Annotated in this window: 17 protein-coding genes; 8 read left to right on the top strand and 9 right to left on the bottom strand. The window is 69.9% G+C overall.

The annotated features are described in order from the left end of the window. Window positions 1-4: 4 nt before the first annotated feature. The gene (locus tag OG379_RS04105; protein WP_405659373.1) at window positions 5-484 is read left to right on the top strand and encodes an NUDIX hydrolase; all 480 of its coding nucleotides are present in this window, start codon (window positions 5-7) and stop codon (window positions 482-484) included. Between the two features lie 45 nt (window positions 485-529). Here OG379_RS04105 and OG379_RS04100 read toward each other — a convergent pair whose 3' ends face one another. From OG379_RS04100 to OG379_RS04090, 3 genes are all read right to left on the bottom strand, one after another. Continuing rightward, the gene (locus OG379_RS04100; RefSeq protein WP_405659370.1) at window positions 530-1,918 is read right to left on the bottom strand and encodes an MFS transporter; all 1,389 of its coding nucleotides are present in this window, start codon (window positions 1,916-1,918) and stop codon (window positions 530-532) included. Window positions 1,919-2,062: 144 nt separating this feature from the next. Further along, the gene (locus OG379_RS04095) at window positions 2,063-3,016 is read right to left on the bottom strand and encodes an acyltransferase domain-containing protein (RefSeq protein ID WP_405659368.1); all 954 of its coding nucleotides are present in this window, start codon (window positions 3,014-3,016) and stop codon (window positions 2,063-2,065) included. Further along, window positions 3,013-3,612 carry a carboxymuconolactone decarboxylase family protein gene (locus OG379_RS04090; RefSeq protein ID WP_405659365.1) on the bottom strand — a complete coding sequence of 200 codons (600 nt, stop codon included), beginning with the start codon at window positions 3,610-3,612 and terminating at the stop codon, window positions 3,013-3,015. Before OG379_RS04090 ends, OG379_RS04095 begins: the two co-directional genes overlap by 4 nt. Window positions 3,613-3,915: 303 nt before the next feature. Between OG379_RS04090 and OG379_RS04085 the strand changes: the two genes are divergently transcribed. After that, the gene (locus OG379_RS04085) at window positions 3,916-5,232 is read left to right on the top strand and encodes a hypothetical protein (protein ID WP_405659362.1); all 1,317 of its coding nucleotides are present in this window, start codon (window positions 3,916-3,918) and stop codon (window positions 5,230-5,232) included. Window positions 5,233-5,461: 229 nt separating this feature from the next. Then, a complete protein-coding gene (locus OG379_RS04080) occupies window positions 5,462-5,629 on the top strand; it encodes a hypothetical protein (protein WP_405659361.1) in 168 nt (55 codons plus the stop codon). Here the strand turns inward: OG379_RS04080 and OG379_RS04075 are convergent. After that, entirely contained in the window at window positions 5,623-6,024 is a 402-nt protein-coding gene (locus OG379_RS04075; protein ID WP_405659359.1) for a cupin domain-containing protein, read from the bottom strand. The genes OG379_RS04080 and OG379_RS04075 overlap by 7 nt on opposite strands. Window positions 6,025-6,099: 75 nt before the next feature. Here OG379_RS04075 and OG379_RS04070 point away from each other — a divergent pair, with 75 nt between their 5' ends. Further along, entirely contained in the window at window positions 6,100-7,857 is a 1,758-nt protein-coding gene (locus tag OG379_RS04070) for a thiamine pyrophosphate-binding protein (RefSeq protein WP_405659357.1), read from the top strand. 368 nt (window positions 7,858-8,225) lie between these two features. On the opposite strand, the gene OG379_RS04065 is transcribed toward OG379_RS04070, so the two are convergent. The 4 genes from OG379_RS04065 to OG379_RS04050 form a co-directional block, all read right to left on the bottom strand. Continuing rightward, on the bottom strand, window positions 8,226-8,657 hold the full coding sequence (locus OG379_RS04065) for an SHOCT-like domain-containing protein (protein WP_322986375.1): 432 nt from the start codon (window positions 8,655-8,657) through the stop codon (window positions 8,226-8,228). Between the two features lie 16 nt (window positions 8,658-8,673). Then, window positions 8,674-8,931, bottom strand: coding sequence for a hypothetical protein (locus OG379_RS04060; RefSeq protein ID WP_405659354.1), 258 nt, complete (start codon window positions 8,929-8,931; stop codon window positions 8,674-8,676). Continuing rightward, window positions 8,928-9,293: a DUF2089 domain-containing protein gene (locus OG379_RS04055; protein ID WP_405659352.1), complete on the bottom strand. Its 366-nt coding sequence runs from the start codon at window positions 9,291-9,293 to the stop codon at window positions 8,928-8,930. The genes OG379_RS04060 and OG379_RS04055 overlap by 4 nt, the downstream gene beginning before the upstream one ends. Window positions 9,294-9,354: 61 nt before the next feature. After that, complete coding sequence (locus OG379_RS04050) at window positions 9,355-10,605, bottom strand: MFS transporter (RefSeq protein ID WP_405659350.1); 1,251 nt, start codon at window positions 10,603-10,605, stop codon at window positions 9,355-9,357. Window positions 10,606-10,737: 132 nt separating this feature from the next. On the opposite strand from OG379_RS04050, the gene OG379_RS04045 reads away from it, so the two are divergent. Both OG379_RS04045 and map read left to right on the top strand, forming a co-directional pair. Next, window positions 10,738-11,673 carry a LysR family transcriptional regulator gene (locus tag OG379_RS04045; RefSeq protein ID WP_405659349.1) on the top strand — a complete coding sequence of 312 codons (936 nt, stop codon included), beginning with the start codon at window positions 10,738-10,740 and terminating at the stop codon, window positions 11,671-11,673. Window positions 11,674-11,929: 256 nt separating this feature from the next. Beyond that, the gene (gene map, locus OG379_RS04040; protein WP_405659347.1) at window positions 11,930-12,712 is read left to right on the top strand and encodes a type I methionyl aminopeptidase; all 783 of its coding nucleotides are present in this window, start codon (window positions 11,930-11,932) and stop codon (window positions 12,710-12,712) included. A gap of 335 nt (window positions 12,713-13,047) precedes the next feature. Here map and OG379_RS04035 read toward each other — a convergent pair whose 3' ends face one another. Beyond that, a complete protein-coding gene (locus OG379_RS04035) occupies window positions 13,048-13,518 on the bottom strand; it encodes a PPOX class F420-dependent oxidoreductase (RefSeq protein WP_405659345.1) in 471 nt (156 codons plus the stop codon). Window positions 13,519-13,898: 380 nt separating this feature from the next. On the opposite strand from OG379_RS04035, the gene OG379_RS04030 reads away from it, so the two are divergent. Together OG379_RS04030 and OG379_RS04025 are read left to right on the top strand one after the other, a co-directional pair. Then, window positions 13,899-14,141: a phosphopantetheine-binding protein gene (locus OG379_RS04030; protein ID WP_322986379.1), complete on the top strand. Its 243-nt coding sequence runs from the start codon at window positions 13,899-13,901 to the stop codon at window positions 14,139-14,141. After that, on the top strand, window positions 14,138-14,989 hold the full coding sequence (locus OG379_RS04025; protein WP_405659343.1) for a siderophore-interacting protein: 852 nt from the start codon (window positions 14,138-14,140) through the stop codon (window positions 14,987-14,989). The genes OG379_RS04030 and OG379_RS04025 overlap by 4 nt, the downstream gene beginning before the upstream one ends. Window positions 14,990-15,084 lie beyond the last annotated feature (95 nt).

The raw sequence follows: 15,084 nt of genomic DNA, 5'->3' as shown, positions 1-15,084 counted from the left end.
CCGCATGGCTACTCCAGACTTCATCCGCGACATCCGTGCCACCGCCGGCCACCAGCTGCTCCTGCTGCCGGGAGTCACCGCCGTCGTCTTCGACGACCAGGGCAGGGTGCTGCTCGGCCGGCGGTCGGACACCGGCAAGTGGTCGGTCATCGGCGGGATCGGCGAGCCGGGCGAGGAGCCCGCGGCGACAGCGGAGCGCGAGGTGTACGAGGAGACCGCGGTGCACTGCGTCGCGGAGCGGGTGGTGCTCACCCAGGCGCTGAAGCCGGTGCAGTACGCCAACGGAGACCGCTGCCAGTATGTCGACATCACCTTCCGGTGCCGGGCCACCGGCGGCGAGGCGCGGGTGAACGACGACGAGTCGCTGGAAGTCGCGTGGTTCGACGTCGACGCGCTGCCGCCGCTGAGCGAATTCTCGGTCTTCCGGATCAAGCAGTCCCTCACGGACGGCCCCACCTGGTTCGAGCGGACTCCCGAGGCCTGACGGGCCCGGCTCCCCGGCGGAGACGGGCCCTTCGGTACGGCCGGTTCAGACGCTACGGGCGTCGGCGGGCAGCGTCGCGGTGTCCGCGGCCTGCCGGCCGGCGTCCGGCTCGATGTCGGCGAGGTCCCGGCTCCTGGTCTCCTTCGCGCAGACGATCGCCAGCACGGTGAGGAGCGAGGCGGCGATGACGTACAACGAGATCGGCGTCGAGCTGCCGAAGTCGGCGAGCAGCGCCGTGGCGATGAGGGGCGCCGGGGCGCCCGCGGCGACCGAGGAGAACTGGGCGCCGATCGACGCGCCCGAGTAACGCATCCGCGTCGCGAACATCTCCGCGAAGAAGGCCGCCTGCGGCGCGTACATGGCGCCGTGGAAGATCAGTCCGACGGTGACCGCCAGCAGCAGACTCCCGAAGCTCCGGCTGTCGATCAGCGCGAAGAACGGGAACATCCACAGCGCCACACCGATGGCGCCGACCAGATAGACGGGCCTGCGCCCCACCCGGTCGGACAGCGCCCCCCACAGCGGGATCACGGCGAAGTGCACGGCGGACGCGACGAGTACGGCGTTGAGCGCCGTCTGCTTGCTCAGGTCCGCGGATGTCGTCGCGTACACGAGGATGAACGCGGTGATCACGTAGTAGCTGATGTTCTCCGCCATCCGCGCGCCCATGGCGATCAGCACATCGCGCCAGTGATGCCGCAGAACCGCGACCAGAGGCATCTTCTCGGCGGGGGCGGCCGTAGCCTTCCGCTGCTCGGCCTGGGCCAGGGCCGCCTTGAAGACAGGCGATTCATCGACAGAGAGACGAATCCACAGACCCAGGATCACGAGCACCCCGGAGAGGAGGAAGGGTATCCGCCAGCCCCAGGCCTCGAAGGCGGACTCGGACATGAGCGCCGTGAGGGCGGAGAGCACCGCGGTCGCGAGCAACTGGCCCGCGGGCGCCCCCGTCTGAGGCCACGACGCCCAGAACCCCCGCCGTTTCGCGTCGCCGTGCTCCGACACGAGCAGCACGGCACCGCCCCACTCGCCGCCGAGGGCGAACCCCTGCACCAGCCGCAGGACGGTGAGCAGGACGGGTGCGGCGGAACCGATGGTGGCGTGCGTCGGCAGGAGCCCTATCGCGAAGGTCGCGCCGCCCATCATCAGGAGGCTCAGCACCAGCAGTTTCTTGCGCCCGAGCCGGTCGCCGTAGTGCCCGAACACCAGGGCCCCGATCGGGCGGGCGGCGAAGCCCACGGCGTAGGTGAGGAAGGAGAGGAGAGTACCGACGAGCGGGTCGGACCCGGGGAAGAACAGCTTGTTGAAGACCAGCGCGGCGGCGGAGCCGTAGAGGAAGAAGTCGTACCACTCCACCGTGGTCCCGACGAGGCTCGCGGCGACGATGCGGCGGAGGTTGGACGGCGGCGGGGGAGCGGTTGCTGGGGCGGCCATGGACACCACTTCCGGACAGTTGGCGGGGACGTTTCCGTGTCGCCATACCGTAGGAAGGGGCAGGTCAGGGGCGTATGTGGCGGGACACCATAGTTCGGGTGAACGGTGTGCGCGCGGACGCTACGCCGACCACGCGCTCACCACTCACCACGGGAACCTCTCCTCCTGGAACGGTGCGCACACGGCGACGGAGCGGTCGTCCGGCAGCACCTTGCGTGCGCTCGATGCCAGGCTGCCGCTGGTGTCGAGGTCGAGGACGACGTCCGGCCGGTGCCGCATGCCGCGATCCAGGACGGTGGGCAGCTCGACCCTGGTGACCAGGTTGTCCGAGATCTGGCGCGCGATGTCACCTCGGAAGCAGTAACGGCGGGCCCCCGCGGCCGAGTAGACGGGGATGCGCGCGGGCATGGGTTCGAACGGCCGGATCGCCTCGTAACCCTCTTCCGCGTACTCCCCGAGTCCGGGGTGGTGGGAGCCGAACGGCACAGGCACCAGCGCCGCGGGAACGTCCTGTCCGGCTGCCGCAGCCTGAATCGCGTCGACGCCGCTCCGGGGCGCGGTCACGACGACCGACCGGTCGTCGTTGACGAGAGCGGGAGCGGCATTCCGCACGCCGGACCGGTCGATGATCTCGTCCGCCACACGCGCGGAACAGGCGAGATGGACCATCCGGCCGGGGCACGACCTCTGGATGGGCGCGGCGGCGAGCGTCATCCGGGCCCCGTCGGACACGGTGAAGGCGCCGGCGGCGGTGAGGGCGGGGAGGTCCCCCAGACTGACCCCCACCACGGCTGCGGGTGGTCCGTACACTTGGCTCAGGGCTCGGTGGGCCGCCATGGCGGCAGTGAACATGGCCAGCTCGACCCTGCCGGCACGGGCCAGATCGGTCGTGGACGGCGGAGTAGGTCCCGTCAGTTCGGGTCCCAGCGGTTCCTGATCGTGTGCGACGGCCACCGGGTCGGTCTGGCCGGCCACCTCGTCGAACGCGTCCCGCAGGAGGCGGCTACGGCTCAGGGCGGCGGTCAGTGATGTCACGGAAAACGTGCCCTGACCGGGGAACAGATGCATGTTCGCGTGGTTTCCCTGATGGTGGTTCATGAGGTCTCCCTGACGTGCGGCGGCCCGGGAGGGCCGGGTGCGACGGTGGGGCTCGGCTCCTGCTGGTTGACCAATGGGGTGAGAAGGTCACCCGCGGGGTCCACGTCCACGTCCAGGCCGTTGGCCAGCCCGGCCAGCATCGTGTAGTACCCGGTGAGAGCGATGAGTTCGACGATCTCCTGGTCGCTGTACTGTTCCTGGAGGGATTTCAGCGTCGCCGGCTCCAGCGTGTGGCCGGTCAGCAATTCCGTCACCGCTGTCAGAGCGGTCCGTTGCTGCTCGGTGAAAAGGCCTTCGGTGATTTCTCCCGATGCGAGGACGTCCATCTGGTCTCCGGTCACTCCGACCGCCCGGGCGACCGGTGTGTGCTGGCTGCGTTCGTACCGGCAACCCGTGCGTGCAGCGACCGTAAGGACGGCCATCTCGCGCAATCGTGGACTCAATGCCGTGGAAGCGAGAATCGCCCTTCCGAGGCGCACCGCGGGATCGGTCAGCGGGGGCGCGTGATTGAGCATGCGGAACACGTTGAGCGGTGTCGGCAGCTCCTCCAGATTCGCGTCGGCCTGAGGTGAGGGGGGATAGGGAATTCCTGTCACGAGGACACCTTCCTTCCTGAGAGGGGCAGCCGCCCCTTCGTGGAAATGCGGTTGGTTCCGTCACGGGAAGGTGCCCCCGAGCCGGTGTACTACCTGGCCTCGCGGCGACCGATGTGTGAACGCGTTGAACGCCCGGCCCGGCCCCGGGGCCGGGATTCGCCGGTATCTTCCCGTCGATCAGGGGAAGCTGGGCTGAAGCAGGGCGTCGGCTCCTCGTGTGGGGATCCCAGGGCGATGGGCGACGTGCGTAGGAGAGGAAGCGCACGGATGGCGAGTAGGCGCGGGCCCAACAGAGACCTTCGGATGCTTCTGACCGAGGCGGCCTGGACCGCTTCGGCGCTTGCCCGCGCAGTGAACGCGGCGGGCGCGGAGGTCGGTATCGAGCTTTCCTACGACCGGACATCCGTGGCCCACTGGCTTTCCGGAACCCGTCCACGCCACCCTGTGCCTCAGCTCGTCGGGGAAGTGCTCTCCCGCAGACTGGGCCGGAGCGTCACAGCGGCCACTGCCGGGTTCCCGGAAAAGGGGAACTCACCCGCCGGTCCGCCCACGAAGGACGGTGCGGTCGCGCATCTCGCTCAACTGGCCGGCCTGGACGCCCACCCGTTGCAGCGGGCTCCGCTCCACCGGACGCCGTACAGGTCCGGTTTACGTCACATACCCGAGTGGCGTGATCCGGCACATCCTCCGGGCGGCAACACCGGCCCCCGGGCGGGGGCGAGGGTCGGCCGGCCGGAGGTCGACACGCTGAAACTGGCGGTCCTCGGTTTCACCACCGGGCTGGATCGGCACGGCGGCGGCTACGCCCGTACCGCACTCGGTGTCTACCTGGCCGACGACGTCGCCCCGTGGCTCCGAAGCCCGGCAAGCGAGTCGGTCCACCGCGAACTGCTCACGGAGTCGGCGCACTTGGTGTTCCTGCTCGCCCGCAAGTACGCGGACAGCGCCCTTCACGGAGTCGCTCAGCGCTACTTCGTCGCAGCGCTCGGGCTTGCGAACGAAGCTGACGACCGGACCACTTGGGCCGTGGTGCAGCGGGGGATGAGCTGTCAGGCTCTCCTCCTGGACCACCGCCGTGCCGCGCTGGCCCACGGGGAGCGCGCTTCTCTGGCCTTACCACCGTCAGCGCCGGCACCTGCACGGGCCTTCGTCACCGCCCAGCTCGCGGTCGCTCAGGCCGCGGTGGGGAACAGACGCGCGGCCTTGCGGGCCCTGGGCGAAGCCGAGCAGGCATCCGACGCAGACGCATCCGACACCGGCCCCTTCGCGAGCTACCCCGTTGCCGCACTCAAGTACCAGCAGGCGCAGACACTGCACCGGCTGGGGGACCTGCCGGGCGCGGTCGCGGCCTTGGACTCCTGCGCACTTCACCGGCCACCGGAAGACCGACGCGGGTGCGCACTCACACACGGGGCCCGGACGGGTCTGCTGATGAGTCAGGGGCATGTGGAAGAGGCGAGTGCGAGCTGGCGCGAATTCCTGCTGGCCAAGTCCGGTCTTCGGTCCGCCCAGGTGAGCCGCGTCGACCGCGAACTGCGGCGCCTGTTCCTCGCCTACCGTGCGCAGCCTGCCGTCCGCGCGCTGCTCGAGGAAGTGCGCACCGGCTTGGGCGACCCCTGACCGCCGAATCCCCGGCTGCGCACGGACCGGACCGGACCGGGTGAGTCTTCAACACATTCACGTATTCAGCGGCGCCCGTCGTGTTCCGTCCCAGGCGGACGGGTAACTCAGGTGTGAACGGGGGCACCGTTACGCGCCCGGGTGACCGGTGCCGACGGAGCTGATGCCTCGGCACCGAGTGGAGCAGGCGAAAAGGCGCAACCGGGCGGATCGAGTTGATGATGGGCCCATGAATGATCCCTTTGTCCTGGCGGAAATCATCAGCGCGCACAGAACCCGTGCGTTCATGGCGGCGGGTGAAGAGAGTGAGCTCGTTCATCGCGCGGCGTTCGTGGAAGAGCCGTCCGAGATTTCGTTCCCGTCCGTCAGGGATCCGCTCGGTGGCTTTCCTCAATGAGGTTCGGGAACCGGCACGGCCCGTGGGGATGACGCGTCGGGCAGGAAATAGACCGCGTGCAGAACGAGCGGAACCGCTGCCGGATTGACCCCCACGTGGGCGTTCTCCGGGCCCGACAACTCCACGAAGCAGGAACCGGCGCCGACGGTATCGGTGCTCCCGTCGGCATATGTGTGAGTGAGGGTACCTTCAGCGACCAGCACGAGGACCGGGCCCGGGTGGTAGTGCCAACCAGTGCTGCCGTGCGGAGGTATGACGGTCTTGCTGACAGTGACATGTGTGGCGTCCAGCGAGATTCCGCGAAGGGAACCGGCAACGACGGCCTGTGCGAGGTCGAGCGTGACCGGCTCGGGCTCGTTCCGGTCCGCCGGTGAACGGGAGGGGTCGTTCTCCATCCTCGGCTCCTTTCGGCGCCCGGAGTCCGTCCGCAGGACCCACTGCTCTCATCACGGTAAGCGAGGATCGTTCAGATGACATCCGACAGCTGCCCGATACCGGGCGGCAGTTCTGCCTCCCAGCCGCCCACGGTCGCCGAACTGCTCGTACGGGGCCTTCGCGCACTCGGCGTACGCCATGTCTTCGGCGTCCCGGGAGGGCCGCTCCTCTCCCTGTACGAGGCCGTGGACCGCGAGCCGGGCATACGCATGGTGCTGGCCAGGCACGAGGAAGGTGCCGGCTTCATGGCAGAGGGGACCGCACAGGCGACCGGTTGCCCAGGGGTGGTGTGCACCACCGCAGGGCCCGGCGCCCTGCACGCGTTGACCGCTGCGGCGAGCGCGACCAGCGACGGAGTGCCGATACTGGTCATCACGGCCCAGACAGGAACGTCGCTGGCGGGCCGTGGAAGCCTGCAGGACAGCAGCGGCGGCAACTGGTCCGTCGATACCGTCGCCGCCTTCCGCTCGGCCACCAAACTGTCGGCTCTCGTGCTCCACCCCGATCAGACACCCAGGCTGCTCGCCCATGCCATGCGGACCGCACGGGCAGGCCGCCCCGGGGCCGTGCACCTCTCGGTGCCGACCGACTTCCTCACGAAGTCTGTGTCGACCGATACGGGCTCCTGCATACGGACCCTGGAACGCTTGCGCTCCGCTTCTGTCACCGAGCCGGCTCAGGCTGCGGTGAGGCAGATGGCGGACCTGCTGGGGGAAGCCGGAAAGGGAGTGGTACTCGCAGGTCAGGGAGCCAAAATCGCCCGTGCCACGCAGCCTCTGACCCGCCTGGCCGAACGGCTGGGGTGGCCGGTCGCCACCACGATCAAGGGGAAGAGCGTCTTCCCGGAGGACCATCCTCTCTCCGCCGGCGTCTTCGGGTTCGCCGGCTCTCCACGGGCACATGAGGTGGTTCTCGACCCTGCCGTCGACACGCTCCTCGTGCTGGGCAGCGCGCTGGGTGAACTCTCCACCGCCAACTGGCACCCGGGACTGACGGCGGGCAGGCGCGTGTGCCGGGTCGACATCGACCCGCTGCGCATGGATGCGGGCTTCCCGGCGGACATCGAAGTCGTCGGCGACGCCGCCGCCACCCTGACCGCCGTGCTCGAAGTCCTGGGGACCGGGCGACCGCAGCACGGCCGGAGTCCGGAGAGGCCGACGTGGCAGCCGCAGCCTGCGGAACCGCACACAGGAGGAAGCGGACTGCGCGCCTCGGCCGTCGTCGCGTCGATGAGCAGGTTGTCACCGGCCGGGACACAGCTCTTCGTCGACAACGGCAACTGCCTGAGCTGGTTGGGCCAGTACTACGTCAGCCGGCCCCCCGGGGCAGTCCATGTCTCCCTGAACGTCGGCTCCATGGGCTACAGCGCCGGCGCCGCCGTGGGGGGCTCGCTCGCCGCTGCTGGACGCCCGGTCGTGGCGCTCACGGGTGACGCCGCGTACGCGATGAGCGGGATGGAGACCCACACGGCCTCGGAGGAAGGTCTGCCGGTGATCTGGGTCGTCCTGAACAACGGCGGCAACGCCATGGTCCAGAACGTCCAGGACGGCGTGTTCGGCCACTCCCACGGAGCCATGTACCGCACCCCGATGGATGCGGCCACCATCGGGCGAGGCCTGGGGGCCCACGGCGTGACGGTGCGTACCCTGCCGCGTTTCGAGGCGGAGCTGACGAGTGCCCTGAGTGCCACCGACGGCCCGACGGTGATCGACGTACGCGTCGACGCGTCCGAGGTGCCCTGGGCCCTGAAGGGCAGGATCGCCGCCCTGCGGGATGGCACCGAAGCGAGCTGAGCCGGCGTGACACAGGGCGGAGCGCCGGCCCCTACACGCCGGGATCCGCGCGCCGGATGGTGTTCTCCGTCTGCTCCGAGGCGTCGGAGGCATCGGTCGTGCTGCGCGCGCCCGGCCGGCGTGTGATTGGGCGGCGGCGATGCCGCCTCCGGGCACCGGAAGCGGCCCCGAGCGCGGTCGGACCGCGGGCTCACCGCGGCGGCGGTGCGCGGATCGGGTGATCGGTCGCCCCCGGCGGGGTAACGGCCGCCGCGATATCGGCCGCGGGATCCCGGGCACCCGCCGGGAGAGGCCGAGCGTCCGCGGCCGTCAGCCGGCCGGGCGGCCCCGTCCCCGTAGCCCGGACGGGCGGCCCGACCGGGGCGGTGTCACTCGCAGAACACCTGAACCTTGGCGTCGGGGTCGTCGACGTCGACGCTGACGTCGTCGAGATGCTCGATGAGGTCTTCGAGGTGCTGAGGTTTGAGCTCGCTGAGGTCGATCGGCACCCCTGCCTTGTCCAGCTCCGCGTTGACCTTGGTCAGTGCCTGCGGGGGGAGGAGGCTGGTGAGCCGGACCCCGGCGCGCAGCAGTTGCAGCGGGACCCGGATATTGACCCGGCTCCCACCCTCCTTGCCGGATTCGTCTGCCGCGTTCACGACCACGCGCAGGTACTTGGGCCGGGACTTCGGGCGGGACGCGGCTCCCGTCGGCGACTCGGGCTGCTCGCGCTCGAGGGCGCCGATCAGGCGCTCGGCCTCGTCCGCGGTGATCTTGCCCTCGGCCAGCATCTCCAGGATCTGGCGGCGTTGCTCGTTCATCTACTGCTCCTCCGACTCATCTGACGCTTACCATGACGGCCGTTCCGTCGTACTCGAGCTCGAACCGGGTGCCGGGCAGAGCCCGAACCAGCTGCCCCGCGCCGCGCAGTGCGCCTCCCGGGCTCACGCCGGTGGCGCGGCAGACGAACACTCCGGCCGCCACGGCGAGCAGCAGCAGCGGGGACAACGCCAGCAGGAGCGGCAGGACCGGGACGTGCAGCCGTCGCCATCGGCCGTCCCGACGGCGGCGGCGTACCGTCACCAACGGGATCACCGAGGCTTCTCCAGCTCGGCCAGCGCCTCCTGGGCGCTGATCTCCCCGCGTCGAAGCCGGTCGACGACGTCGGCGGCGCCGGTGGGCGCCGGGTCGGTGTCGACGAAGTCGAGGTGCTCCGCGATCCGCTTCAGCCGGGACTTGATCGTCGGGTAGCTCACCCCGAAGATCCGCTCCATCTCCTTGATCGAACCGTGCGACCGTACGAACGCGGCGACGAACACCTGGTCGTCGATGCCGAGCTGAGCAAGCTGCGGCGGCTCGAACTGCCCCTCGACCGCCACGCCGCTGCCCGTGAGGCGGACACGCTCGACCACGAACGGCTGTCCACGCGTCAGGTCCGTCAGTTCCTGCCAGTCCACCCTCGGCCCCTCACTCTTGGTGACTTTCGCTCTTTATTTTTAGCTTGAGTTTTTTAAGTTATCAACGAAGAAAAATTGATTTTTCTGATCTGCGCCTCGAAGTTCGTCCGGATTCCTGTCGGGGGAGCAGCAACGGGGTCGCCAGCACGAGTACACCGGCCAGGCCGATGGCTGTGCGAGGGCCGAGCAGGCTGCCCAGCACTCCCCAGAGGGCCGTCAGGAGCGCGGCCGAAGCCTTGGTCGTCACCGCCCAGGCGGACAGGGTGCGGGTGACCCGGTCGGTGGCGGTGCGCTCCAGGCGGCAGGTGGCGTGGACGGGGTTGAAGACGGCGCAGCAGAAGATGAGCCCGAGCTCGACCCCCATCACCAGCAGCAGCCCGCCGGTGCCCGGCCCCAGGAAGGCCAGGCCGACGGGCCAGACCGCCCGCAGCGTCCCCGACACGACCAGGACCTGATGCTGCCCGAACCGGGTGGCCAGCGGCCGGGCAAGCCGTGAACCGAGCAGGCCGCCGACCGCGGGAGCGGCGAACGCGAGGCCGTACTGCCACGGTGCGAACCCCAGCCGGCCGAGCATGAGAACGGCGAGCAGCGGCTGGGTGGCCATCACCAGGCCGTTGAACAAGGCGGTGTTGAAGAACAGGGCACGCAGTGTCGCGTCCGCGAGGATGTACCGCCAGCCGTCGAGCAGGTCCCCTGCCCGCATACGGGCGGCCTCCCGTCGTCCGGGCAGCGGCTCCTGCCCACCCGTCGCGCGGATGCCCAGGGCCGAGAGCAGATAGCTGACCGCGTCGGCCACCAGCGTGGCCACGGGACCGAGGAGCCCGGTCAACCCGCCGCCCAGCGGCGGTCCGATGATCGTGGTCGTCCAGTTCGTGGACTCGAACCGGGCGTTGGCGATCAGCAGGTCCTCGGGCGGCAGAAGCGTCTTCAGATACGCGCCCGAGGCGGCGCGGAAGGTGATGTCCGCTGCCGAGACGACGACGGTGACCAGCAGGAGCTGAACGAAGGTGAGCGCGCCCAGCGCGAACGCGGCGGGGACCGTCAGCAGCGCCGCGAACCGGATCAGGTCCATCGTGATCAGCACCGGCCGCTTGCGGCGGAACTCCACCCACGGGCCGAGCGGCACCGCGACCGCCGCGCCCACCGCCGCCCCCACGGAGGACAGGGCCGCGACCTCGGCCGGTCCGGCGTGCAGCACCTGGACGGCGATCAGCGGAAACGCGCCGAAGGCGAGCCACGTGCCGAGCGCGCTGGTTCCGTACGCTCCCCAGAGCCACCCGAACCGTCGGCCCAGTCGGTGCCCGCTCCCCATGCCCGGCCCCTCGCCCCTCACCCGTACAACCGATCCGCGATCGGCATCATCAAAGCGAGCCCTGTGACCGGGGGTCAAACAACCACAGGGCCGAAATCCACAACCAACAGTTGTGGCCGTAGAGTGCCGGGCATGGACCTCGACGCCGTCCGGACCTTCGTCGCCGCCGCCGACGCGGGGCAGTTCCAGGAGGCCGCCACCGAGCTGGCGGTCACCCAGCAGGCCGTCTCCAAACGCATCGCCGCGCTGGAGCGAACCCTCGGCGTGCGACTGTTCACCCGCACCGCGCGCGGAGCCGGGCTCACTATCGACGGGCAGGCGTTCCTGCCCCATGCACGCGAGCTGCTGCGCGTCGCCGAGCGCGCCGTCGCGTCCGTGCACACCGGCAGCCGTCCGCTCCGCGTCGACGTGATCAACTCGCGTGGTGGGGTATCGGGCCTGATGCGCGACTTCCACCGGGCGCACCCCGAGATCGACCTCGACGTGGTGATGCTGTTCGAAATCGAGACGGCCGTAGCCGCCATCCGGTCCGGTGCGATCGACGCGTCCTTCCGGGCCGTCGCCGTGCCCGGTCGGCCCCTCCCGGAGGACATCGAGTCCGTCCGGGTGCTCGACGAGCCGCTCGAACTTCTCACGGGCCCCGCCCACGCGCTGGCGGGCGCCCGGTCCGTGACCGTCGCCCAGCTCGCCGGGCACCGTATCTGGATGCCCGGCATCGTGCCCGGAACGGAGTGGGCCGCGTACTACGACGACCTCGTCGCCGCGTTCGGCCTCACCATCGAGGCGACCGGCCCCAACTTCGGCTCCGACGCCCTCCTGGACACCGTCGCCGACACACCGGCCCTGGCCACCTTCATGGGAGGGCGGACGCGCCTCGTCTGGCCCGCCGGCCACGGCCTGCGCCGCATCCCGGTGACCGGCCCGACGCCCGTGTACCCGCACTCACTCCTCTGGCACCGCGACAACCCCCACCCGGCGCTGGCCACCCTCCGAGCTCACCTCGCCTCCGGCGCTACCGGCGCCGGTGCCGCCGGAACCTGGGCGCCGGACTGGGTGCTTCCCCGCTGAACGCCGCCGCGTGGTGAGGCCGACGAGCCCGACCGCCCGACGTGCCCGACCGCCCGGCGTGTCCTGCCGCCGCGCTCGCATGCAGGTTTGGCCGTCGAGTTCATCAAGCGTTCTCTCCGGGCCTGACGCGCAAGGGTGCCGAATTGACGGCACGTGCGACCTCTGCGGGACCGGGCGGCAGTCCGACCACGACCACGATTCTAATACCGGTATAGTTTGACCGGTATAGTTGTTGGTTCCGTGAGGAAAGTGGCACATGATCGAGATCCTGAACCCCGCCCTGCTGGCCCGGGCAAAAGACACAGGCGCCCTGGTCGCAGGCATCCTGCAGACACTGAAGAGCCGGAGCACGGTCGGCACGAATCTCCTGGACATCGACCGGTGGACCAAGGCGATGATCGCCGAGGCGGGGGCGCAATCCTGCTACGTCGACTATGCGCCGTCCTTCGGGCGAGGCCCGTTCGGCCACTACATCTGCACGGCCGTCAACGATGCCGTGCTCCACGGTCGGCCCCACGACTACACACTCGCCGACGGGGATCTGCTGACGCTGGACCTGGCCGTCTCCAAGCGAGGAATCGCCGCGGACGCCGCCATCAGCTTCGTCGTGGGCGATGCGCAGCCCTCGGAGAGCATCGCGATGATCAAGGCGACCGAGCGCGCGCTGGCCGCAGGGATCGCCGCCGCCGGGCCCGGAGCTCGTATCGGCGACATCTCCCACGCCATCGGCACGGTCCTCGGCCAGGCCGGGTACGAGATCAACACCGAATTCGGAGGGCATGGCATCGGGTCGACGATGCACCAGGACCCCCACGTGGCGAACACCGGCCGGCCCGGCCGTGGATACAAACTGCGCCCCGGACTGCTGCTGGCGCTGGAGCCGTGGGTCATGGCGGACACCGCGAAACTCGTCACCGACGCCGACGGGTGGACGCTCCGAAGCGCGACGGGTTGCCGGACGGCGCACAGCGAGCACACGATCGCCATCACCGAGGACGGAGCCGAGATCCTCACCTTGCCCGAGTCGTCGCAGCCGTAAGCCTGAAGTCCCGGCGCTCCTCCTCCCGTTGCGTTGAGCAGGCGCAGCAGCGAAGGGACCCGCACCACTCGTCGAGATGACCGTCGCCCCGCGTTCCGTCCTGCGGTTCCCGGCTCCCGGCCCCCGGCGAGATGGTGCCGGCCGGGGGCACGGTCGAGGAGCTCCTCGTCGCCGGCGTGTGGGGGCGAGTCCCAGCTGTGCCGGATCGCGCATCCCACCCTGTCGCTCACTCCCCGGGGATCAACCGCGCGGGCACCCCGGTGAGCCGTCGTCGTACGCCCGAGGCCGTGACCCGGCGCGGGGTCACGGCCTCGGCCGTACGGTTTGTCCATGGGTCAGGCGTACGGGGATCCGTCGACGGGCTGTTCAGGGACCGGGCCGCCGGGCCGGAACCGCTCGACACCGACGATGTGCCGCACCTTGAGCGGGCGGACGATCACGGCGACCCGCTGCTCCTCCGGCATGAGCCACTCGAACCGCTCGCTGCCCAGGTACTTCTGTGCCAGCCGGTCCATCCGTGTGTGCGCCTCCTCGCCCTCGATGAAGCGGGCCACCTCACCGCTGATCTGTACGCGGTCGAAGGGATCGGCGGCGTCCGCGTGGGAGAGGTAGACGCGCGGGTCGCGGCGCAGGTTCTCCTCCTTCACCCGGCCCACCGAGGTGTTGAACGTCAGCTCGCCCTCGCCCTCCAGGTCCACCCACATCGGGCTGACCTGCGGCGCACCGTCGGCTGACACGGTGCCGACGTACCAGATGTGGGGAGCCTGCAGCCGGGCGCGGACGGCTTCGTCGAAGATCGCAGTCATCCTTCGAGGCTACCAACCATGATCGGCAGGACGGTTCCGGGGAAGCGCGGCTCCGATGAGGGACCGGCCCACGCCGGTCCAACGGGAGCTTCGTGCCGGTCGCCGGTCGCCGGTTGCTCAAGATCAACCGGCTTGACCGCGCGGGGCTCTGATGGCAGGTCACGACCGGCGGAATCACGTGGTGGGAGGGCCGCATCACAGCGATCCGCACTGTGTATTCTGCCCCAAGGAACTTGAAGTTAGGTTAGCCTCGCCTAGGTTCGGACGGGGCTGGTGCCCCGGTCGGGCGTGCGCGTACGTCGCCCCCGCGATGGGGCGTCGTGACCACCATCGCCGGCGCTTACCCCGCAGCCGGTGTCCATCCCCTCAGGAGTCATCCCATGAACCAGCAGACCTTGACGCCCGAGCGCGTTCGTGCCGACGTCGCGGAACTGATCGGCTGCGACCCCGCCGAGATCGAGCTCGACGACAACCTGAACGACCTGGGGCTCGACTCGGTGCGGACGATGGTCCTGATCGAGCGCTGGCGCGGAGCGGGGGCGGACACGCTGGAGTACCCAGACCTGGCCGAACAGCCCGAACTGGGACACTGGACGGAGCTCCTGACGGGTGGCGCCGCATGAGCCTGGCCGACCACCGGGCCCGTCACCTGGACCGGATCGCAGAAGTCCGTGCGGGCCTCCACGCCGAGAAGGTGGGCTACCCGATCGGCGTCCGGGAGACCGAGGTCGTACGGACCGTCATGGTCGGGGCCGGTCTGCTGCGGGTGACCCTCGGCGGGAAGGGCACCGAGGGGTTCGAGGCCCATGCGCCGGACGAACACGTGAAACTGCTCTTCCCGGACTCGGACGGCACCCTGCGACTGCCGGAGCCGAACGGGACGATGCTGCGTTGGGCGGGATCGGTGCTCCGCTCGCGTCAGTACACGGTGCGGCGTTACGACCCGGTCTCCGGTGAGATCGATATCGACATCGCCCTCCACGACGGCGGTCTCGCCTCCGACTGGGCGCGCGAGGCCCGGCCCGGCGCCGTGATGCATCTGGCGGGTCCGCCCGGCGGGCTGATCGTCCCGCACTCCTACGACCGGTACCTGCTCGCGGGCGACATCACGGCCCTCCCCGCCATCGCGCGCCGGCTGGAGGAGCTGCCCAGGAGTGCGAAGGGCTGGGCGTTCGTCGAAGTCCCTGACGCCGCAGAGCAGATCGAGCTCTTCGCGCCCGAGGGCGTCGAGGTGCGCTGGCTGCACCGCGACGACCGGTCGGCGGCGGCCGACGAGGCGTTCGTACGGGCCGTGACCTCGGTGACCGTGCCCGAGGGTGAGCGGGTGTACGTGTGGGTCGCGGGCGAGGCGGGGCAGATCAAGCCCCTGCGCCGCTGGGTCCGCGACGAGTTGCGTCTGGGCAAGGCCGACCACGACATCACCGGTTACTGGAAGCGCGGGGTCGCCGACTTCGACGAGGACGACCACTGACCGACGGGCAGGTCGGGAAGCGGACTTGATGCCGCTCCTGGGTGTCTTGACGTGAATTTTTGAACTAAGGTAAGCCTTACCTAAATTTCGAGGAG

This window comes from Streptomyces sp. NBC_01166 (assembly GCF_045039765.1).
GTDB lineage: Bacteria > Actinomycetota > Actinomycetes > Streptomycetales > Streptomycetaceae > Streptomyces.
Note: the sequence above shows the minus strand (reverse complement) of the source record. Positions and strands in the feature narration are given on the sequence as shown.